We start from the raw sequence: 18,491 nt of genomic DNA, 5'->3' as shown, positions 1-18,491 counted from the left end.
GTTATTACTCACGTGTATATTTATAATAAAGCGAGCAACCACTTGTTTCAATGACCACATTTACGCATTTGGGTGATAATACACACGTAACGAAATATGTGTATCAACAACGGAGGAACACCATATGGAGAAAATCGATAGAAGAATTATAAAATCACAAAAAGCCATTCAATCCACATTTATAGAGATGTTAATTACAGATGGTTTTGACGAAATTACAGTAAAAAACATTACAGAAAAAGCAAACATCGGGCGAAAAACTTTTTACTTACACTATCTAGATAAGTACAATTTATTAGATAAAATTGTGGATGATCATTTAGACCAACTAAAAGAAATATGCTATGAGAAACAAAACAAAGGTTATATAGAAGGAACTGTTATATGGTTTGAATACTTCAAAGAGCACAAACCATTTTTCGCGGCACTATTTAGAAGTAACAGTACATTATCATTTCAAAAAAAATTACTAACTTTCATCATGGGTGAAATAGAAAAAAAATTAAACACAAACACATCAGTAAATAAAAACATCGATAAACATATCGTCTTAAAATTTTTAGGAACAGCTGTAATGGGCATTTTGGAATCGTACGTATTGGATGAAATTGATAGTGATGTTGCGTTTGTTGCGACGCAAGTTGGGGAGTTGATGAGGAGGAATATATAAACAATACAGCGGCGATTCCCTTGAGAAGGATTCATAAAATTTCACTATCCAAAACTCACCTATGCAATTATGCATAACTATCCCTTCCGTTTTATTTTCATGTTACGATATAAATGTAATACGACATATATCGACAAAGATACAAGGAAGTGATTGTATGAAACGTTCTAAAACATACTTAAAATGTTTAGCATTATCCGCTGTTTTTGCTAGTAGCGCTGTAACTCTTTCAACACCTGCTGCTTACGCTCAAACGACGTCACAAGTTGTAACAGATATCGGGCAAAATGCAAAAACACATACGAGCTATAATACATTTAATAATGATCAAGCTGATAATATGACAATGTCTTTAAAGGTAACTTTTATCGATGACCCTAGCGCTGATAAACAGATTGCCGTTATTAATACAACTGGTAGTTTTCTAAAAGCAAATCCTACTATAAGTGATGCACCTATTGATAACTACCCAATCCCTGGCGCTAGTGCAACATTACGTTATCCTTCACAATATGATGTTGCATTTAACCTTCAAGATAACAGCGCTCGTTTCTTTAACGTAGCACCTACAAATGCTGTAGAAGAAACGACTGTAACATCTAGCGTATCTTATCAACTTGGTGGCTCTGTTAAAGCTTCTGTAACGCCTAATGGCCCTAGCGCTGAAGCGGGTGCAACTGGTCAAGTCACTTGGTCGGACTCTGTAAGCTATAAACAAACTAGTTATAAAACAAATTTAATTGACCAAACAAACAAAAACGTAAAATGGAACGTATTCTTTAACGGATATAACAATCAAAACTGGGGTATTTACACACGTGATTCCTACCATTCTTTATACGGAAACCAACTGTTCATGTACTCTCGCACATACTTATATGAATCTGATGCAAAAGGTAATTTAATACCGATGGATCAACTTCCAGCATTAACAAATAGCGGTTTCTCTCCTGGTATGATTGCTGTTGTTATCTCTGAAAAAAATACAGATCAATCTAACTTACAAGTCGCTTATACAAAACACGCCGACGACTACCAACTTCGTCCAGGCTTCACATTCGGAACTGCAAACTGGGTTGGAAACAACGTAAAAGACGTTGATCAAAAAACATTTAATAAATTGTTCACACTAGATTGGAAGAATAAAAAGTTAGTAGAGAAAAAATAAGTAAAAAAACGAAGGGACTATTTAGACTCTTCGTTTTTTTACTTATTCATAATAAGATCCCGCGAGTAATACCGTCGCTATGAAATTCCATGATATATTTTTAGGCATCTCTTCACCTTTATTTTGAAAAGCATCCATTAAAATATCAATGCTTTCGTCACTTATAATCAATTTATCCCCTTTTATTTCCTTTTTATAAAAAGACATATTTCCTCTCCTTTACTCTCTTATACATATCCCTTGAAGACTCTCTTTTTCTTTCTATCACACTAAACCACGCACCACTTCTTCTAATAATAAATTCAACCATTCATCCAATTTGTTTTAAAACACTCTAATACACTCAGCTTTCTTTCCATAGTACTATCTCGACATTATACTCATTCTTTAGAAAAGAAAAAGCACTTCTCATTGCTTCATCTACTACAATAAGGCTAGAATAAATTAATCCTCTTTGAGCATCGTCATATCCAATGAAATGTAATACTTCTTTTGTATATAACATGAAATCTTCTAATTGCACACCAAAGTCCCAATTTTCATGTGCATACCATACAATAATCTTCTTAGACAATAAACTAGTTAATTCACGTTCAAATTCTTTTATTTCATTGATAACTTGTTCAGCATTTAATTCACTCATAACTTTGATAGGATTCGGTGTTTCATCAATTAAAAAGTTTACTAATGAAGCAATTTTCTTCCCGCTAATAATCTCAAATTCTTTTATAGACGGACATAACATTAAAAACTTTTCTCTAGTAGCCTTTTCCTCTACCTTTTCTCTTAACATTGCAATTTTCTTTAGACGTTCATTCACATTTATCACCTCATACATTCAGTAAATTAACATAATAAAGCCTATCATCCGTTTGAAAATACATAACCGATCCGCGGCTATAATAATTAACAAATTGAATCGGCTCTCCAAAATGTTCATAGTATTTTTTCTGAATGTCACTTAATTTATTTTTTCGAAAAAAATTCATTTATGCTCTACAACCCTCTTTCTACTATACAACCTTGTTATTAAAGATAGATTTCTTCTTTCCAACTACTGGATTTAGATTGAACTACTATTAGATTTTCACTTTCCCATTTTAAGGTACCCAAAAATCTTGCATACACCATTTCATTTCCTACTTCTTCCACCAATAGTTGATCTCGAATCTTTAATCCCTTTTCATCATACACTTCACATCGTAGTTGGAAACCTTTAACACGATGAATTCCTTTTAATATCGCTATCCTCTTACGGCTTGGGCTTTTCTTAGGTGTCTTCCCAACTAAAAATATTCCTTCATAGTTTTGCTTCACAATTTCATCTAAAGATTCCTCTATATACCCTTTAACAACAGATGATGAAAGAGTAGAGTTTTCTTCAAGTCCAGGGACAACATATTGGCGTACTAATTTGCAAAACTCTTTGTATTTCTCTTCAACTGAATTTAATGCTAAAAAGTCCATAAAATCATATGGAACATATATACGAATTTCACCCAAAGCTCTATTTACTTCATATGAAATATCAGTGTTTTCGTTAGCTAAACAAAAGACAGTTACTTTTTCAATCTCTCTTAATCCCATCTCAAACTCGCTAACTTTCTTTGAGAAAATTAGCTCAAAAATTCTAATTTCATGTACAAGCAAATAATGTTTTTTAGGACGTTTTTTTTTCCAATCGTAAAACTTTACTTCAAGCAATATAATTCACTCCTTTAAATTTATCACCATGGCATCAGGGACCTATGATACCTTTTATTAATTTATTAAACTGTACTCCTTTTTCATTCTACCTTATCTATATTTTTAATATGCTTACTCACAACGCACGCGGTGACATAACAGCCATAAATACATCACTTCTCTCACCTGGTGCTATATACACTCCTTCTGCATCTAAATATTCAATGGAAAAGGCTGCTAGCTCATACGCCATTTCTTGATCGCATTCAAAAAGTGGATTTATAAAAACCTCACTTCCTGTAATCTTTTGTAAATCTTTCAAACAGTTAGACTTACTTCTTGCATAATCAGCCACATTCTCATTAACCCAAGACCACATCCAACTGTTACTCTTTTCAGACCAAGAACCTATAAAAACAACACTAAATTCAAGTAATACTTGACCATTTTTTTTAAACTGTAATATACATTGATCTTGATCATACCAATACTCATCAAAGTTATAGATATTATAATCCGAAATGAATTTTTGCTGTTTACTTTCTAATTTGTCATAACACATAACAAGATAATTCTCGAATTGTTCATCCGTCATTGCCAATTATCACACGCTCCCTTCATTCAAGATCTCCACTACAAACAATATATCTTATATCTTACTCTCTCAAAACCTATATAAAGTGAAACTTTAATTAGCCCTTACCAATCGGGCTTTTACCAATAGCCCCCCGCCCACATATCATATACGTTTCTATCACTAAGATATCTTAATATATACAAAGAAAGAAGAACTTATATAAGCCCTTCTTTCCGTAAATAGTTTCTTTACTCCGTCTAATTTATTTTATCACGATAAATAAATTCAACATTACACAAATGCACCCCAACCATCTGTATATCCACCAAACTCTTCACCCAGTTTATTCAATTCCTTTTGCATCTCTACAATATCCTCATAAATTAAGAACATTTCTTTAGAACAAGTACATGTCCAATCTTCAAATTCTTCATTATAATCTAATTCACAATTTAAGCCCAGCTCTTGTAGTCTGCCAATTATTTTTTCTCCATTACCTTGATCAGGAATTGCAATAAAGAAATCTACTATATGTTTTTTATTAAAATCTATACCTTGTTTATATAACATATTTAATACTTGTCCATCTTCATCTTTTGGGAATTTCATTATTTCTCTCCTTTTTCTACAGCATATAATAAACCTTCATTTGGAACAAAAAATATTCCATTACTTAAAGTCCTCTTTACCCGTTATTTTTAAGTTTTTTCCATTCTGTATACCTAATATCAATCACTTCTTTTAATTTAAAGTAATTTTCCCAAGTATCTTGCACTTGATATAATGTATCACACTCTAAAAATACATCATCATAATCATCTAAATATAAACCTTTTTCAAAATCAAAATAATCTATTGCAAATTGATTCCCTTCATCATTTAACATGTCATCGCTTAAAACCCCATCCCAGAACATATAAACTTGAGTTCCAGTCATTTTTCTAAGCTTAAATTTATTAATTTCCTCTTCAGTCTCTTCTAAGAATTCATCACTAAATAAATTATTATCAATAATCCAACCTAAGAACATTCCAGTATGTACAAATGCTTGCTCCATCGGTAGTTCTTGTGGGAAATCTCCTTCATAATGATATTTAGCTTTATCGTAAATTATCGTTTGGAACAAAATTCTCACTCCTATTTCACATAATATAATTGAACTCAAATAAATTAAATTAATAAAAAGCGTCTCTCTAGCATTTTATAATAATACTTCTTTTTCATAATCGAAATAATGGTTCTTAATCATTTAATTTATAAAAATAAATAATTCTTTGATACACTCTTTAAAAAGGTAAGTTGACTAAACTCTGTGGGGGTTTTGCTATTAAAGGCTAAGTCTATCGCTACTGCTCAAGGTTACAGTGCACCATCATCACTCGCAGGCACTAAAATTCGATATGGACTTTCCAGCATTATAAAACCTGTAAATAAAAACCCCTATAAGTTACATTCGAAGTTTATGTCTAATCATAAAAACGTCGAATGTTTCCTTCTAGGGGCTACTAATATTTATAATTAATAGAAAATCTAGAGTTTAATGTTTTTCCAGCCAGAAAAACCAGATATAAACAATTAACCCCACTATACTCACGAAAATGAATAACTAACCTTGTTTATCCTAGATTCATATTAGAAAGAAAGTTTTCAAATAACTCCAATTCAAATTTATCCCTCGTCTTTAAATACTCTTTCTTTTTCTCAATGATTTGTTCTAACATCTCTTCTTTATTTAATAACAAGGCTAATCCAATAGCATTTTTTGCTCGAGCCCCATCAAATATTGTCCCTATTAATCCAGCCTCATCATCATCTCTTACACATAAATCAAATACATTTTCCACATCTACATACTTATCAATATATGGAATGAAGTATTCCTTAACTTCTTTTAAAATATCCATAGTAACAGGTAAAATATCTTCTTCCTTTTCAACACGCCACCTTTTTTGCTCCCTATGGACTAAATTCCCTAACTCAACCCCAATCGTATAGGTTTCCTTTTTCTCTTTAATTGTTAAACCTTCATCCCATTGATTTTTCATATTTTCTAATTCGTCAAACCGAATTCCCACATCCACCGTCACATGAAAATCTTCTGGGTGATTGATAAAGGCTAAATGTATACTGATTTTTCCTTTATCAAATTTTTTCACCAGGTCTTGTTGTGTAGTTCTAGTCTTATAACCGTTTTCTTTTAATGCTTCACCTAGACCTTGCAATAACTTTAATTTTAGTTCTTTTTTATTCATAATAACTATCCTCCTTACTTAGGGGTGACAACAACGGTTCGTATTTTACGAACTTGGTCTTTCAATCTACGAGGGGCATTCTTCCCTATAATCTTTCCTCCCTGTTTCCTCATTAGCTTATCCTTTTTTAACTGCATCGCAGTTCCTCTAGCATTACCAGCTTTAACTTCTACCGCCAGTAATTTGCCACGAGGTGTTCTAACTAAATGATCAACCCTTCTAATACCTTTAGAAGTACGAACACTAACTTGACTTCCTAATACATCATATCCCTTTTTCTTTAATGCCGATTTTGCAAGTTCCTCAGCCCTTGCTCCTGCTCTTTTATTAGCTGCTAATGTAGCTCTTTTTTTCGCTTTTCTTGCTGCTTGTTTTGCTGCTTGTTTTGCTGCATAACGTGCTATATGAGGGGCAGCCATCCTTGCACCCGCTATTACAAGTGGAGCAACAGGTATATTACCATCTGGATCTATCAACATTACTGGATTATTATCACCATACGTATACCCATTCATGGTAATTGGGTCATCTTCATCACCCGGATCAGGATCCACCGATAAGAACACACCATGCTCCGGATTATAATAACGCGCAATCAGATAGTACATCCCAATTTCTTTATCATACATGTATCCCGCATATCCAAATGGATTGTCTGCGGCGATACCTTTTACGTCGCTCTTTAGTACGTTACCCCACGAATCATATTCATACGTTGCTACAACTTCTCTATTTTGATCTGTCATCGCAACGACATCACCACGAGGGTTGTAATGGTAGTATAACGTTTGTCCTTTTGATTTCATCGCTAGACGCGCGCCACTTGTTGAGTATACATATTGACGAAGTACAGTTCCACTTCCATCTGTTTCATACAATGGATTGATACTATCTCCATCATAGAAGTAACGTGTTACTTGACCATTGACATTCTTTTCAATACGACGATTATCCTCATCATATTTATACGTTGCGAATGCATTGCTTTCACCTTGTTTTGTAATCGCTACAATTTGGTCATTTTCATTCCATGTATACTTGTACTTTCCATCAGACGTACGATTGCCATTCGCATCATACGTTAACGATTCGTTTCCGAATTTTACAAGCTGATTTCCTTCATTGAATGTTGCCGCTATAGATTTTGTTTCTTTTCCATTCTCTACAACTTTCACACTTGTACGGTTTCCAAATCCATCATATGTGTATGATTTAGTTGTTCCGTTTGGTAGTGCTTCATTTAATAATTGGTTAATCGGGTCATATACAAAGTTTGTTTCTGTTACTTTTCCGCCCGCACCTTCATGTTTAATCTTCGTATTGAAGTTTAAAGATAAATACATTTAACAATTGATAAAATAAGACAAGGGCTTTTTTGGAATCATCGGTTAAACTTGCAATTTAGTTGAAGAAGGCACAAACTGATGATGCGGAAAAACGTAGTATATAGAAGACTATGTAAGGAGTTTTTCATATGATTGATAACAGAATTTCGAAAGATTATGACCATGAAATAGATGATTCTTTAAAAGAAATTACAGATACAACCATCTTACTTAATTTTCAAAAAGCGATTGTAAGTTTATATCCTCATCTAATACCAATTCATGCTTTTGCCTATGACGCATGGGATGATATTGTAATGCCATTGTTTTATGAAATGGTATATAAAACCTTTGCTTTTAAATACGGGATAGATATTAACTTTAAAGAAACTCATACCTATATGTTTTCGCTTAATAGTTATAAAGGGATACATCACATCGAGTGTGTTCCAAAGTGCACGACATTTAAGATTTATATTAACGAAGAATGGATTGAAATGGATAATAAAAGTTTGAAAGAAAATGTATTTGTATTTAAGTCATTTGGGGATGGATTGCATTTTCTAACTGGTGGAATTGAAATTGCAGATGCTTATCGTGTAGGATTTGACCTTGTTGAGGTTGATATTGTTTCTACCATAACAGGTCTTCCATCTAAAACAAGTATTTTTATTGATAAAGAGCATGTAGACTTTGTGTTTGTTGCAGAAACATATGATACAAATATCCAAAATTAAAAATTTCATGTAAGAAAGTAGGAAGAATATCTTCATTACTACTAGTACCAAATAGTTATTTGAACACGCTCCGCTATTATATATACAAACTTCCTACTACATTTCATATGAGAAAAAGTTATTACGATAAACAAAGAAAAGGTCTCCTAAAATATCTTTTAGGGGACCTTTTCTTCATTACACTTGCATCGCTTTCTCTCTCAATGCTCTTCTTAACAATTTACCCGTCGTATTCTTCGGTAATTCTATTAAAAACTCAATGCTTTTCGGCACTTTATATTTCGCTAAATGTAACGTACAGTAATGCATTAGTTCTTCTTCTGTTACGTTTGCTTGCTTCAAAACGACGTACGCTCGCACAGCTTCTCCTAAGTTTTCATCAGGAACACCGATTACAACAACTTCAGCTACTGATTGGTGCGTATATAATACTTCTTCTACTTCACGAGGATATACGTTATAACCGCCAACTAGGACGATATCTTTTTTACGATCAACGATATAGAAGTAACCTTCTTCATCCATTTTCGCTAAGTCACCTGTATATAGCCAGCCGTCTTTCAATGTCGCAGCTGTATCTTCTGGTGCATTATAGTATCCTTTCATAACGTTAGGTCCGCGAACGATTAATTCGCCGACTGCGCCGACAGGTACTTCTTCCCCAAGTTCATTTACAATTTTATTTTCTACATGCCAAATATTTGTGCCAATTGATCCTGGTTTACGAGGACGATCTAGCGGGTTGAAACAAGTAACTGGTGATGCTTCTGATAAACCGTATCCTTCTGAAACAATAACGTTAAAACGTTTTTCAAAGTTTTGCAGAAGAGCAACAGGCATCGATGCACCACCGGAAATACAAAGGCGAAGCGTCTTCACATCTTCTGCGCTTGCTTCTTCAAATAAATATAAATAATTGTACATCGTCGGTACGCCAGCAAAGATCGTTGGTTCGTACGTACGACAAATACGGAATACTTCTTTCGGACTAAATTTCGGTAACATTAAAATCGTTGCTCCGTTCACAATCGGTGCATTTACCGCAACTGTTAAACAGAATACATGGAACATTGGCAGTGCCGCAACGACGCGATCGTCAGCAGTAAATTGTAAATAAGACGCAACATCATTCGCATTACTATATAAATTTTTATGTGTGAGCATAGCGCCTTTCGGTTTTCCAGTTGTACCTGAAGTGTATAGGATAACCGCTACATCCTCTTCATCTAGTTCAGGGCCTTCGTATTGTAAATCTCCAGCCCCCACAAAACTAGTAAACGTTTTCATTTTTTCGGTTTCTGTATGGTTAAAATCTGATGAGGTTTCGCATATGATGATGTTTTCTAATGAAGGAAGTCTTGTTGTAAGAGATTGTATAACAGGTAGAAGGACGTCGAGTACGATGATTGTTTTTACATCTCCATTTTGTAAAATGTAATGCATTTCGTCTGCTGTATAAATTGGATTAACTGGAATAACAGTTGCTCCGGCTTTCATTGTTCCGTATAAACCGACCAAAAAATGTGGTGAGTTCCCAACAACTAATGCGACATTGTCCCCTTTTCCAATGCCCATTTCTGCTAAATTGCTAGAAAACCTTGTGACCATTTTGTTTAATTGGTCATATGAGACCGACTGATCCATAAATATATAAGCCGGTTTTTCCCCCTTCTTTTTTGCCGTTTCAGCCAAAGATTGAACGAGATTCACAAAAACCCCACCTTTATAAAATTTAGAATATTTAAAAATTCTAAATTAATTATATTAAAAGAAAATTAAAGTGGCAAGTGATATTCTATTAACTGCATATAGACAGATCACCTTCTCTTAGTTTAATTTGGAAAAATAAGGGGATTTTATTTACAAGTAATTTATAACACTAGACCAAAAATCATTTTAGGATAATATGCACTCATCTTTTTTCTAAGATTTTCAAGTTCCTCTTTATTTAAGCTCGTATACTCCCCATACAAATTCAAAACGTCCGCTCCATTTTCATGAAAATACACGGTAACATATAATGCCGGTAACCCTTTGTTGTTTTCATCTATTGATAAGACGACATCTGGCGTTTTATTAACAGTGCTGAATGTTTCATTTCTTTTCCACTTCTTATTTTGAAACATGTCTTGTATATCATGTATCTTTCGTTTGTTATCTGTATGCGTAAAATATATAACATTATCCTCCGCTGGTTTTCCGATAGACAAAATTGTACGACTTGAGGGCGATCCACTGTTACACGCTGTCATTCCGATGACAAAGCTGAGTAATAATACAACGTACATTACCCTTTTCATATCAATCCGCCTCCTTTTGAATATATATATTCCTTTATAAGAGGCAGATGTCCTGTGATTTTATGGTGAATGAAATTATATCCGCGATTTTTCGAATATATCGACTTACCGAAAAAACGCGACAATCTACGCAAAAAAAGAGGCTGCCCGTTATGGCAGCCTCCCTCATTTTTAGAAGAATAAATGTAAGAAATCTTCAGTTGTAATGTTACCGAAGTAGCGTGCGATATCTACGCCTTCTAAAGCTGCAGTGAATGTATCTTTATCGAACTGAACGCCTGTTAGACGCTCTTCGATATCATGAACATCTAGTGAACCGAAGAAGTCGCCGTAAATTTTGCATTCTGTTACTGTTCCTTTTTTCACTTCCAGACGAACGTCAACTTGTCCAACTGGGAAGCGGTGTGAATGTTGTAAGTTGAACTTCGGTGATTTTCCGTAGTTCCAGTCCCAATTGCGGTAGCGCTCTTCAGAAAGTTTATGGATTTCTTTCCAATCCTCTTCTGTTAATTCATACGTTGGGATTTCTGTTTCTCCTTCGAAAATTGTTTCTAGAAGAAGTTGTCTAAACTCTTCTGTCGTCATTTCTTCGTTTAGGAACTCTGTAATGTTCGCAACGCGGCTACGGATTGATTTAATTCCTTTTGATTGGATCTTATCCATTTTTACTTTCAGTGCTGATACGACGTGATCGATTTCAGAGTCAAATAGTAACGTACCGTGACTGAACATACGACCTTTCGTTGAGAACTGCGCGTTACCTGAAATTTTTCTTCCTTCAGCTAAAATGTCGTTACGACCACTTAGTTCTGCATTTACACCTAATTTACCAAGCGCTTTCGTTACAGGCTCTGTGAATTTTTTGAAGTTGCTGAAACTATCTCCATCATCTTTCGTGATAAAGCTGAAGTTTAAGTTTCCTAAATCATGATATACTGCGCCTCCGCCTGATAGACGACGAACGACATGAATACCTTTTTCTTTTACGTAATCTGCATTAATTTCTTCTACTGTGTTTTGGTTTTTACCAATGATAATCGAAGGTTCGTTAATGTAGAACAGTAAATATGTTTCGTTAATATCTAAATTTTTCACACAATATTCTTCAATCGCTAAGTTTATTCTAGGATCTGTAATTCCTTTATTATCAATAAATAACATCGTATCACCTCATGAGTTCCATACGTAGCCACTATGCGCTAGCGTAATATGGCCACTGAAAATTTGTTTTGCTTCTGTTACTAAATTAGATGGGTTTCCTGTATGCGGTAAGTGCGTTAATAAAAGTTCTTTTACATTCGCATCTTTTGCAATACTTGCTACTTCTGTACTATTCATATGCCCTGCTTTTGCAGCCTCTTGATGTGCATACATATTACACTCACAAATGAAAAGATCAGCATCTTTCGTGAATGGAATGAATTCAGGAATATAACTTGAATCAGCGCTGTATACTACAGCACCATCTCCAGCTGTAATACGCATCGCAAAGCATGTAACAGGATGAACAGTTTTTAAGAACGAAATCGAGAACGGTCCAACTTGAAGTGTTTCTTCTGGATTGTACGCGATTCCTTTCGTATGTGGTTCATGTGTTAAAGAATGGAATCCATTCTCGTCAAACGTATGACCGTATATTGGTAATTCCGGTAGTTGCCTTGTTGTTGCACTCGTAATTAATCTCGCATATTGCAATACCCCAATGTCCGCAACATGATCGTGATGATAGTGTGACAGTACAACTGCATCTATATGAGATGGTGTTATATATTTTTGAAGCTGTGCTAGTACACCACTACCACAGTCTACAAGTAAACGAAAACCATCGTGTTCAAACAAATACCCCGACGTTGCTTCTCCCGCTTCTGGAAATCCGCCCCAAAAGCCGACAACAGTCATTTTCATATGTATCCATCCTTTCTAAAACCGAGTAGGAATGCATGTTTCACTTACATTCTACATTGTTAACTATAATCCATTTCCTAAACTTTTTCATTAATTTTCAATTTTGTTATAAAACAGTTGTTGACTTTTATTTTTTGTACTAATACAATAATAGTAAGAAATGGAAATGGAGGGATTGACATGATTGATCAACCAATGGAGTTTTTCAGAAATTTACCGACGAAAACTTGTGCGCACTGTGGGAAAGAAATTGATGAGCAACACGAAGCATACCATAACAAATGTGATGACTGCGTTCACGAAGAATAGTAGTTTATGAACATAAAAAAACCTAGCAGACATAGTCTACTAGGCTAATAACATCGTATCCTTCTTCATCGTTGAACCTTTCACCAAGAGCTCCAGTTCAAACTCATATAATTCTTTTTGTCGATAATTTTTCGTATGGATTTTATCCATCATCAGGTCGACAACTTTTCGGGCCATCTCATCGATTGGCTGTTCAATTGTCGTAATACCTGGCTCTGTAATCTGTGATAATATTTGATTATCAAAACCGATAACAGCGAGATCATCTGGAATGCTCCAGTTATGGTGCTTCGCCTCTGAGATAATTCCAGCTGCTACCTCATCGCCTCCTGCCAAAATCGCGGTAGGATTTTTTTTGTCCTTTAATACTTCATGGAATATTCGTTTTCCATCCTCCCAAGAGAAAGCGTTTTCAAGAAAATCAATCGCTTCTACTTGGCGGCTCTTCTCAGTTATTGCACGTAAAAAGCCCATTTTTCGCTGCTGGCTAACTAATTTGGTTTCGTTACCACGGCAAAAAATAAGATTGCGATATCCTTGATCTAACACATGCTTCGCAGCTATGTATGCTCCTTGCGCATGATCAAACTTCACTGTTGGAATATTTGCTTCCTCAATATATTCATTACATAACACGATTGGACCGTGCTGTAAGTATGGCTCTACATCTTCCCACGGATTTTCTAGTGAACATAGAATAATCCCATCTACTTGTTTCGTAGATAATAATTGTAAATACTCCATCTCTTTTTCAGGTAAATATCTTGTTTGACAAATAATCAGTTTATATTTATGTTCAGAAGCTGCAATCTCGATTGCTTCAATAAATCTACTGAAAAAAGGATTTGTAATCCTTGGAACTAGCACCGCAATTGTTTCCGTTTTTTGTTTACGAAGCCTTCTCGCCGCAGAATTAGGAACAAAGCCTAAATGCTTCATTGCTAATTGAACCCTTTTTTTCTTCTCATCTGAAACATATGGATGATTATTAATCACCCTAGAAACCGTTGTCCTTGATAACCCCGCTAATTTCGCCACGTCCTCTATAGTCGACACGAAATTCTCCCCCTTTGCATGAAAACGTTTTCTTAAATTGATTATATAGTATATTATTGGAAACTGCAATATCGGTTGTTATGATTTTACTATATTAATATTATACATAGGTAAAAGTCTGTTAATGGAGGGGCAATATACTGCTTTTAGACATTTACGGTAGGTACATTCCTTTTCTTAATACCATATATCCTTTATTCAATATAAAAGCCCATCAATACATCGTCTCCATATGATCCATCTTCATACTTTATTTGCTTTCGTTGTCTCCCTTCTTCTACAAAACCCATACGTTTGTACACTTTAATTGCCCGATCATTAACAGAAACTACACCTAAGCAAATTTTCTCTAAACCTTTCTGCCCTTTAGCCCAACTAATAAGAAATTCAATTAATTTCGTGCCGATGCCTTGATTACAATACGCCTCTTTAATCCCCATTCCCATTGTGCCTGCGTGTTGTAACCGTTCTAGTTCATATCGGTTGAAAAGTAAAAAGCCAACTACCTTCCTATCTACTTCATACACGATATAGAGATTACCTTTCTCATTGCTTTTCCGTATCTTTTCTCTTTCTGCATTACTATCATTCGGTAACTTCTTTGGGGATACTATGAAAAATTTTGTAGTAGTTTCCGATAATATAATTTCTTTTCTAATATTCATAATTGCTTCTGCATCAGTCTCTTTTACTAACCGTATCATTGAATCACCTCGTACTTTTTCTTTTTAAAAATAATATTAAAACTATAAAACGTCCAATATGCAATATTACATATTGAGAATCTTTTTACTCTTGATACAATATTCATAAATCAAAATAAAAGGAATATATGGAATGAACCCTATCTTAACAGATGCAAAACAACTATTACATAAAGAAGAAAAAATTTTATCTACTTTAAAATGTTCACTTACTGGCTATATGATTACGCATAAAGTCCCGTATCCTGGCATGTTACTTGCTACTAATCAAAGACTTCTCTTTTTTAGCCAATATAAAAACACATTCATTGCCGAATTTGATTATGAAAAAATTCTATCCATAGAAACGAAGAGAAGAATCTTTGACAAAAAAATAATATTTTACTATGAAGATGAATATATAACGCTTGGATACATTACGAGTTCGAATGTTGAAGCGTTCATAGACTTACTACAAAGAAACAGCAAGACTAGCACAGGCTTATAATCAGCGGGGATCCCCTCGCTGATTCATTATTTTAACTCCTCCCACTTCGTCCAAACTTCTCTCCCGTTTATACGGTACATACTATCCTCTCTATCCATAAACCTATGTACAATAAATTCACGTCTAATTGTACAAAAATCATCATGATATTGTTTTATAAATGTATTAATTTCTTTTTCTGTATATTGATTTTCAGCATTTAACTTGCTAACTAAATGCTCTATCAATACTAGTTTTTTCTTCTTTTGACCTGGAATCGATTTTAAACGATCCTCTTTATCGAAAAAGTTACGAATGGTCGTATCACGGAATTTCATTTCACTTTCGGTCATTTTTTATCCTCCATCGGTTTTTAAATAATACAACTTTATTGTTTATCCCTATTATTTTTCTTCATTCTTTCACTTACAACACACATAAAGTAATACCCACTAATTAGCACATAGTAAACTAAAACTATTCCTAGTGCATCTTTTATATTTATATATTTTTCTTTATGAAACAACATAGGTGAAAGGGCATAAACAAGAAAGATTATTAGCGGATTTACGATAAAATAATAAGTAAGATTGCCTTTCATCATATCAACTCCTCTATCCTATGTTTCTCTGTAAATTGTTGTAATTCCTTTTCTTTCGTTTCTATAGCTTTTAGAAAGATTTATAGATGAACCAAGGAAAAGATTCCCTCTATTAAAATAAAAAAGCACCAAAAAGGTGCTTTTTTTACGCTTCAGCCGATTGATTTTCAGCAATATTTTTAAATTGTCGTTTGTGCATCAAAGTTAAGGAAGCGATCGTTCCAAGTGATAATACAACGATAAAGATCATGAGCACTCCTATGTTTTGCCACATGAAGTCAAAGTCTCCACTCGATACGACTGCTTTCAGTCCTGATACAGAGTATGTCATCGGTAACCAAGCATTAAATGGTTGTAAAAACTTCGGAATTAACTCTAACGGGAATGTTCCAGCACTTGTTGTAAGCTGCATAATTAATGTGATGATGGCGATGAAACGCCCTGCATCACCGAATGCTGTTACTAAACATTGAATTAATGCAATAAACGCTAAACTTGTAACGATGCTAAAGAGTATGAAGTACGGAATACTTTGTACTTCTACACCTAATCCGAACAGTAATATAACATCTGCTACTATCGCTTGAATAATACCGACTGATAGTAACACGCCGAACTTACTAATAAACCAACTAAATCCTGATTTTGGAACGCCAACTGTATCACGTAATGGATATACGATTGATAATAGTAATGCCCCAACGAATAAACCGAGTGATAAGAAATACGGTGTAAATCCAGTTCCGTAGTTAGGAACTTCCGCCATTTTCTCCGTCTTCACCTTTACAGGACTTGCAAACATATCATACGTTTTATCCGTCCCTTTTACTTCACCAGTTTTTTCTGCTCCTTCGCCCAGTTTCTCAGCAAGTTCGCCTGAACCGTCGTTTACTTTCACGAGGCCATCTGTTACTTTTCCTGATCCATCTGCTAGTTTATTTACGCCGTCGATTAGCTGGGTTGAGCCTGTTGACATTTGATTTAGGCCACCATTTAGAGTACCTAAGCCAGTTGTTACTTGGCTTGAACCGTCTGTTAATTGCGTTATTCCTCCTGACATTTGATTTGCTCCCGCGGATAATGTACCTAAGCCGCCTGTTACTTTGCTTGAACCATCTGCTAATTGAGTTACTCCATCAATTAATTGATCTGACGCCTTATTTAAATTATTTGCACCTACTTTGGCATTATTTAATCCTTCACCAAATCCATGAAACTTACTTACAAATTCGTTTTGCGCATTCATTAATTTCGTAATACCATCCGTTAAAGTGTTAATCCCACCTGAATTCGGTAGTTTGTTTTGCATTTCACTTGCCTTTTGATTTATTTCACCTTTTAGTTGATTTACTTCTTCGTTTAATTGCTTTGTTCCACCCGATACTACAGCAACTTTTTGTTGAACTGTCGCTGTACTTTTTGCCGCATTTGTTATATACGGTTGTAACTGCTCTTGATATTCTTTTGGTAAACTCTCAATTTGCTTTTGTAAATTAGCTACATCTTGCGCTGCATTTTTGGCATCTCCTGCTGTTGATTGAGTAAATCCATTTAACTGATTTACGTTTTTTTCAGCTCCGTCTATTTTCTCATTTACTTTATTTAATATTGTAGGAACTTTCGCCTGCATTTCCTCTAAACCTGCAGCAGAAATTTTCACTTTACTATCTAATTCTTGCAAACCCTTTTGAATTTCTTGAGAACCTTTCTCTAATTGAATTTGCCCTCCCGCAAGTTTTTCCATGCCATTTGATAGTTCAGTTGTTCCTGTTTTTAATTCACCTGTTTTACTTGCCAATAAGCTCAAACCGTTAGTTACTTTCTCAGATCCATCACGCAATTCACTAATTCCTTTTTGCATTTCACCCGTTTTGCTACTTAACGTATTTAAACCGCTTGTTACTTTTCCTGATCCAGCTACTAACTTATTAGATCCATCTGCTAATTTCTGAGCTCCATCCTTCATCTCTCCAGACTTCCCTTGAAGTGTATGAAGGCCATCCGTCACTTTACTGGAACCATCATGCAGCTCACTTGATCCGTCGTGTAGTTTATTTGCTCCTTCCGCCCCATCTGCTAATCCTTTTGAGACGTCTTGAATAGAATCAAACATTTTCTCTGCATATGTTTTCGTTAACGTACTTGATACTTCACCTTTAATTTTTTCAATTGCTGTTCCGCCAATTTGTGAAGATAAGAAGTTTAAGCTTTCGTTTGGAATGTATTCTAAGTTTAATGGTTTTGGATCATCTTTTAATAACGTTGTAGCGTTACTTGAGAAGTCATTTGGAATGCGTACTAGCATGTAATACTTTCTACCTTCCATTCCTTTTTTCGCTTCTTTTTCACTTACAAATTCCCATTTGAAACTTGTATTATCTTTTAAGTTATCAACGAGCCCTTTTCCGACCTCAATTGGTTTCCCATCAAATACTGCACCTTTATCTAAATTGACTACCGCAACTGGTAAATCATCTAACTGTTTATACGGATCCCAAAAGGCCCATAAAAACATACCTGCATATAAAATTGGTACGAATAATACCGCGATAATTGGAATTAATATTTTTTTACTTTTTATAATTTCAGTAAACTCTTTACGAAGCAACTGATTCCATTTCATCATTTCTCCCCCTTTTCTAAATGACCGAATTGTTCATTTGGTCATTTTCTCCCAAATAAAAAGGCTATACTTATTCATACATATGCCTTATCCCCAAATTTATACTATGCAA

22 protein-coding genes and 1 pseudogene are annotated in these 18,491 nt (G+C 34.5%); 5 read left to right on the top strand and 18 right to left on the bottom strand.

The features are described 5' to 3' along the window. The first annotated feature begins 124 nt into the window (after window positions 1-124). Both CN409_RS11240 and cytK2 read left to right on the top strand, forming a co-directional pair. Window positions 125-670 carry a TetR/AcrR family transcriptional regulator C-terminal domain-containing protein gene (locus tag CN409_RS11240; protein WP_086398432.1) on the top strand — a complete coding sequence of 182 codons (546 nt, stop codon included), beginning with the start codon at window positions 125-127 and terminating at the stop codon, window positions 668-670. A gap of 157 nt (window positions 671-827) precedes the next feature. Further along, the gene (cytK2, locus tag CN409_RS11235) at window positions 828-1,838 is read left to right on the top strand and encodes a beta-channel forming cytolysin CytK2 (RefSeq protein ID WP_017762901.1); all 1,011 of its coding nucleotides are present in this window, start codon (window positions 828-830) and stop codon (window positions 1,836-1,838) included. A 42-nt stretch (window positions 1,839-1,880) separates the two neighbouring features. On the opposite strand, the gene CN409_RS31800 is transcribed toward cytK2, so the two are convergent. The 9 genes and pseudogenes from CN409_RS31800 to CN409_RS11200 form a co-directional block, all read right to left on the bottom strand. Then, the gene (locus CN409_RS31800; RefSeq protein WP_000011711.1) at window positions 1,881-2,045 is read right to left on the bottom strand and encodes a hypothetical protein; all 165 of its coding nucleotides are present in this window, start codon (window positions 2,043-2,045) and stop codon (window positions 1,881-1,883) included. A 136-nt stretch (window positions 2,046-2,181) separates the two neighbouring features. After that, window positions 2,182-2,658, bottom strand: a complete 477-nt coding sequence (locus CN409_RS11230; RefSeq protein WP_097980910.1) for a hypothetical protein — start codon at window positions 2,656-2,658, stop codon at window positions 2,182-2,184. A gap of 209 nt (window positions 2,659-2,867) precedes the next feature. Further along, window positions 2,868-3,542: a hypothetical protein gene (locus tag CN409_RS11225; RefSeq protein ID WP_000895167.1), complete on the bottom strand. Its 675-nt coding sequence runs from the start codon at window positions 3,540-3,542 to the stop codon at window positions 2,868-2,870. A gap of 118 nt (window positions 3,543-3,660) precedes the next feature. Continuing rightward, window positions 3,661-4,125, bottom strand: coding sequence for a DUF6882 domain-containing protein (locus CN409_RS11220; protein WP_017762900.1), 465 nt, complete (start codon window positions 4,123-4,125; stop codon window positions 3,661-3,663). Between the two features lie 267 nt (window positions 4,126-4,392). Beyond that, complete coding sequence (locus CN409_RS11215) at window positions 4,393-4,710, bottom strand: ribonuclease E inhibitor RraB (protein ID WP_000671650.1); 318 nt, start codon at window positions 4,708-4,710, stop codon at window positions 4,393-4,395. A gap of 76 nt (window positions 4,711-4,786) precedes the next feature. Then, window positions 4,787-5,227: a DUF7832 domain-containing protein gene (locus CN409_RS11210; protein ID WP_000487868.1), complete on the bottom strand. Its 441-nt coding sequence runs from the start codon at window positions 5,225-5,227 to the stop codon at window positions 4,787-4,789. Window positions 5,228-5,717: 490 nt separating this feature from the next. Continuing rightward, the gene (locus CN409_RS11205) at window positions 5,718-6,353 is read right to left on the bottom strand and encodes a DUF4304 domain-containing protein (RefSeq protein ID WP_017762899.1); all 636 of its coding nucleotides are present in this window, start codon (window positions 6,351-6,353) and stop codon (window positions 5,718-5,720) included. Between the two features lie 14 nt (window positions 6,354-6,367). After that, on the bottom strand, window positions 6,368-6,772 hold the full coding sequence (locus CN409_RS32815; RefSeq protein WP_420975185.1) for a nuclease-related domain-containing protein: 405 nt from the start codon (window positions 6,770-6,772) through the stop codon (window positions 6,368-6,370). A gap of 30 nt (window positions 6,773-6,802) precedes the next feature. Next, window positions 6,803-7,672, bottom strand: a pseudogene (locus CN409_RS11200) (RHS repeat domain-containing protein); the annotation flags it as partial. Window positions 7,673-7,827: 155 nt separating this feature from the next. Here CN409_RS11200 and CN409_RS11195 point away from each other — a divergent pair. After that, complete coding sequence (locus tag CN409_RS11195; RefSeq protein ID WP_000566763.1) at window positions 7,828-8,415, top strand: hypothetical protein; 588 nt, start codon at window positions 7,828-7,830, stop codon at window positions 8,413-8,415. A 177-nt stretch (window positions 8,416-8,592) separates the two neighbouring features. On the opposite strand, the gene CN409_RS11185 is transcribed toward CN409_RS11195, so the two are convergent. From CN409_RS11185 to CN409_RS11170, 4 genes are all read right to left on the bottom strand, one after another. Continuing rightward, complete coding sequence (locus tag CN409_RS11185) at window positions 8,593-10,125, bottom strand: fatty acid--CoA ligase family protein (RefSeq protein WP_001055198.1); 1,533 nt, start codon at window positions 10,123-10,125, stop codon at window positions 8,593-8,595. A gap of 161 nt (window positions 10,126-10,286) precedes the next feature. Further along, a complete protein-coding gene (locus CN409_RS11180; RefSeq protein WP_017762896.1) occupies window positions 10,287-10,715 on the bottom strand; it encodes a hypothetical protein in 429 nt (142 codons plus the stop codon). A 171-nt stretch (window positions 10,716-10,886) separates the two neighbouring features. After that, window positions 10,887-11,876 carry a lipoate--protein ligase gene (lplA, locus tag CN409_RS11175; RefSeq protein WP_000897261.1) on the bottom strand — a complete coding sequence of 330 codons (990 nt, stop codon included), beginning with the start codon at window positions 11,874-11,876 and terminating at the stop codon, window positions 10,887-10,889. A gap of 9 nt (window positions 11,877-11,885) precedes the next feature. Then, window positions 11,886-12,620 carry an MBL fold metallo-hydrolase gene (locus CN409_RS11170; RefSeq protein WP_000784692.1) on the bottom strand — a complete coding sequence of 245 codons (735 nt, stop codon included), beginning with the start codon at window positions 12,618-12,620 and terminating at the stop codon, window positions 11,886-11,888. A gap of 180 nt (window positions 12,621-12,800) precedes the next feature. On the opposite strand from CN409_RS11170, the gene yhfH reads away from it, so the two are divergent. After that, complete coding sequence (yhfH, locus tag CN409_RS11165; RefSeq protein WP_000567010.1) at window positions 12,801-12,929, top strand: protein YhfH; 129 nt, start codon at window positions 12,801-12,803, stop codon at window positions 12,927-12,929. A gap of 39 nt (window positions 12,930-12,968) precedes the next feature. Here yhfH and CN409_RS11160 read toward each other — a convergent pair whose 3' ends face one another. Further along, entirely contained in the window at window positions 12,969-13,985 is a 1,017-nt protein-coding gene (locus tag CN409_RS11160) for a LacI family DNA-binding transcriptional regulator (RefSeq protein WP_000103710.1), read from the bottom strand. A 194-nt stretch (window positions 13,986-14,179) separates the two neighbouring features. Further along, entirely contained in the window at window positions 14,180-14,689 is a 510-nt protein-coding gene (locus CN409_RS11155; RefSeq protein WP_000620472.1) for a GNAT family N-acetyltransferase, read from the bottom strand. A 133-nt stretch (window positions 14,690-14,822) separates the two neighbouring features. Here CN409_RS11155 and CN409_RS11150 point away from each other — a divergent pair, with 133 nt between their 5' ends. Beyond that, window positions 14,823-15,176, top strand: a complete 354-nt coding sequence (locus CN409_RS11150) for a PH domain-containing protein (RefSeq protein ID WP_001068229.1) — start codon at window positions 14,823-14,825, stop codon at window positions 15,174-15,176. 26 nt (window positions 15,177-15,202) lie between these two features. On the opposite strand, the gene CN409_RS11145 is transcribed toward CN409_RS11150, so the two are convergent. From CN409_RS11145 to CN409_RS11135, 3 genes are all read right to left on the bottom strand, one after another. After that, window positions 15,203-15,508 carry a DUF2087 domain-containing protein gene (locus tag CN409_RS11145; RefSeq protein WP_017762892.1) on the bottom strand — a complete coding sequence of 102 codons (306 nt, stop codon included), beginning with the start codon at window positions 15,506-15,508 and terminating at the stop codon, window positions 15,203-15,205. A 35-nt stretch (window positions 15,509-15,543) separates the two neighbouring features. Next, window positions 15,544-15,759: a hypothetical protein gene (locus CN409_RS11140; protein ID WP_025988999.1), complete on the bottom strand. Its 216-nt coding sequence runs from the start codon at window positions 15,757-15,759 to the stop codon at window positions 15,544-15,546. Between the two features lie 142 nt (window positions 15,760-15,901). After that, entirely contained in the window at window positions 15,902-18,379 is a 2,478-nt protein-coding gene (locus tag CN409_RS11135) for a YhgE/Pip domain-containing protein (RefSeq protein WP_017762890.1), read from the bottom strand. Window positions 18,380-18,491 lie beyond the last annotated feature (112 nt).

The organism is Bacillus sp. AFS012607, assembly GCF_002558005.1.
Lineage (GTDB): Bacteria > Bacillota > Bacilli > Bacillales > Bacillaceae_G > Bacillus_A > Bacillus_A thuringiensis_S.
The sequence above is the reverse complement of the archived record's forward strand: the minus strand, read 5'-3'. Positions and strand labels throughout refer to the sequence as shown.

Bases quoted from the DNA above. Each gene is read 5' to 3' on its own strand.
- CN409_RS11240 (WP_086398432.1), top strand. From the start codon at position 125: ATGGAGAAAATCGATAGAAGAATTATAAAATCACAAAAAGCCATTCAA.
- cytK2 (WP_017762901.1), top strand. From the start codon at position 828: ATGAAACGTTCTAAAACATACTTAAAATGTTTAGCATTATCCGCTGTT.
- CN409_RS31800 (WP_000011711.1), bottom strand. From the start codon at position 2,045: ATGTCTTTTTATAAAAAGGAAATAAAAGGGGATAAATTGATTATAAGT.
- CN409_RS11215 (WP_000671650.1), bottom strand. From the start codon at position 4,710: ATGAAATTCCCAAAAGATGAAGATGGACAAGTATTAAATATGTTATAT.
- CN409_RS11205 (WP_017762899.1), bottom strand. From the start codon at position 6,353: ATGAATAAAAAAGAACTAAAATTAAAGTTATTGCAAGGTCTAGGTGAA.
- CN409_RS32815 (WP_420975185.1), bottom strand. From the start codon at position 6,772: ATGGCTGCCCCTCATATAGCACGTTATGCAGCAAAACAAGCAGCAAAA.
- CN409_RS11195 (WP_000566763.1), top strand. From the start codon at position 7,828: ATGATTGATAACAGAATTTCGAAAGATTATGACCATGAAATAGATGAT.
- CN409_RS11180 (WP_017762896.1), bottom strand. From the start codon at position 10,715: ATGAAAAGGGTAATGTACGTTGTATTATTACTCAGCTTTGTCATCGGA.
- lplA (WP_000897261.1), bottom strand. From the start codon at position 11,876: ATGTTATTTATTGATAATAAAGGAATTACAGATCCTAGAATAAACTTA.
- CN409_RS11170 (WP_000784692.1), bottom strand. From the start codon at position 12,620: ATGAAAATGACTGTTGTCGGCTTTTGGGGCGGATTTCCAGAAGCGGGA.
- yhfH (WP_000567010.1), top strand. From the start codon at position 12,801: ATGATTGATCAACCAATGGAGTTTTTCAGAAATTTACCGACGAAAACT.
- CN409_RS11155 (WP_000620472.1), bottom strand. From the start codon at position 14,689: ATGATACGGTTAGTAAAAGAGACTGATGCAGAAGCAATTATGAATATT.
- CN409_RS11150 (WP_001068229.1), top strand. From the start codon at position 14,823: ATGAACCCTATCTTAACAGATGCAAAACAACTATTACATAAAGAAGAA.
- CN409_RS11145 (WP_017762892.1), bottom strand. From the start codon at position 15,508: ATGACCGAAAGTGAAATGAAATTCCGTGATACGACCATTCGTAACTTT.
- CN409_RS11140 (WP_025988999.1), bottom strand. From the start codon at position 15,759: ATGATGAAAGGCAATCTTACTTATTATTTTATCGTAAATCCGCTAATA.
- CN409_RS11135 (WP_017762890.1), bottom strand. From the start codon at position 18,379: ATGAAATGGAATCAGTTGCTTCGTAAAGAGTTTACTGAAATTATAAAA.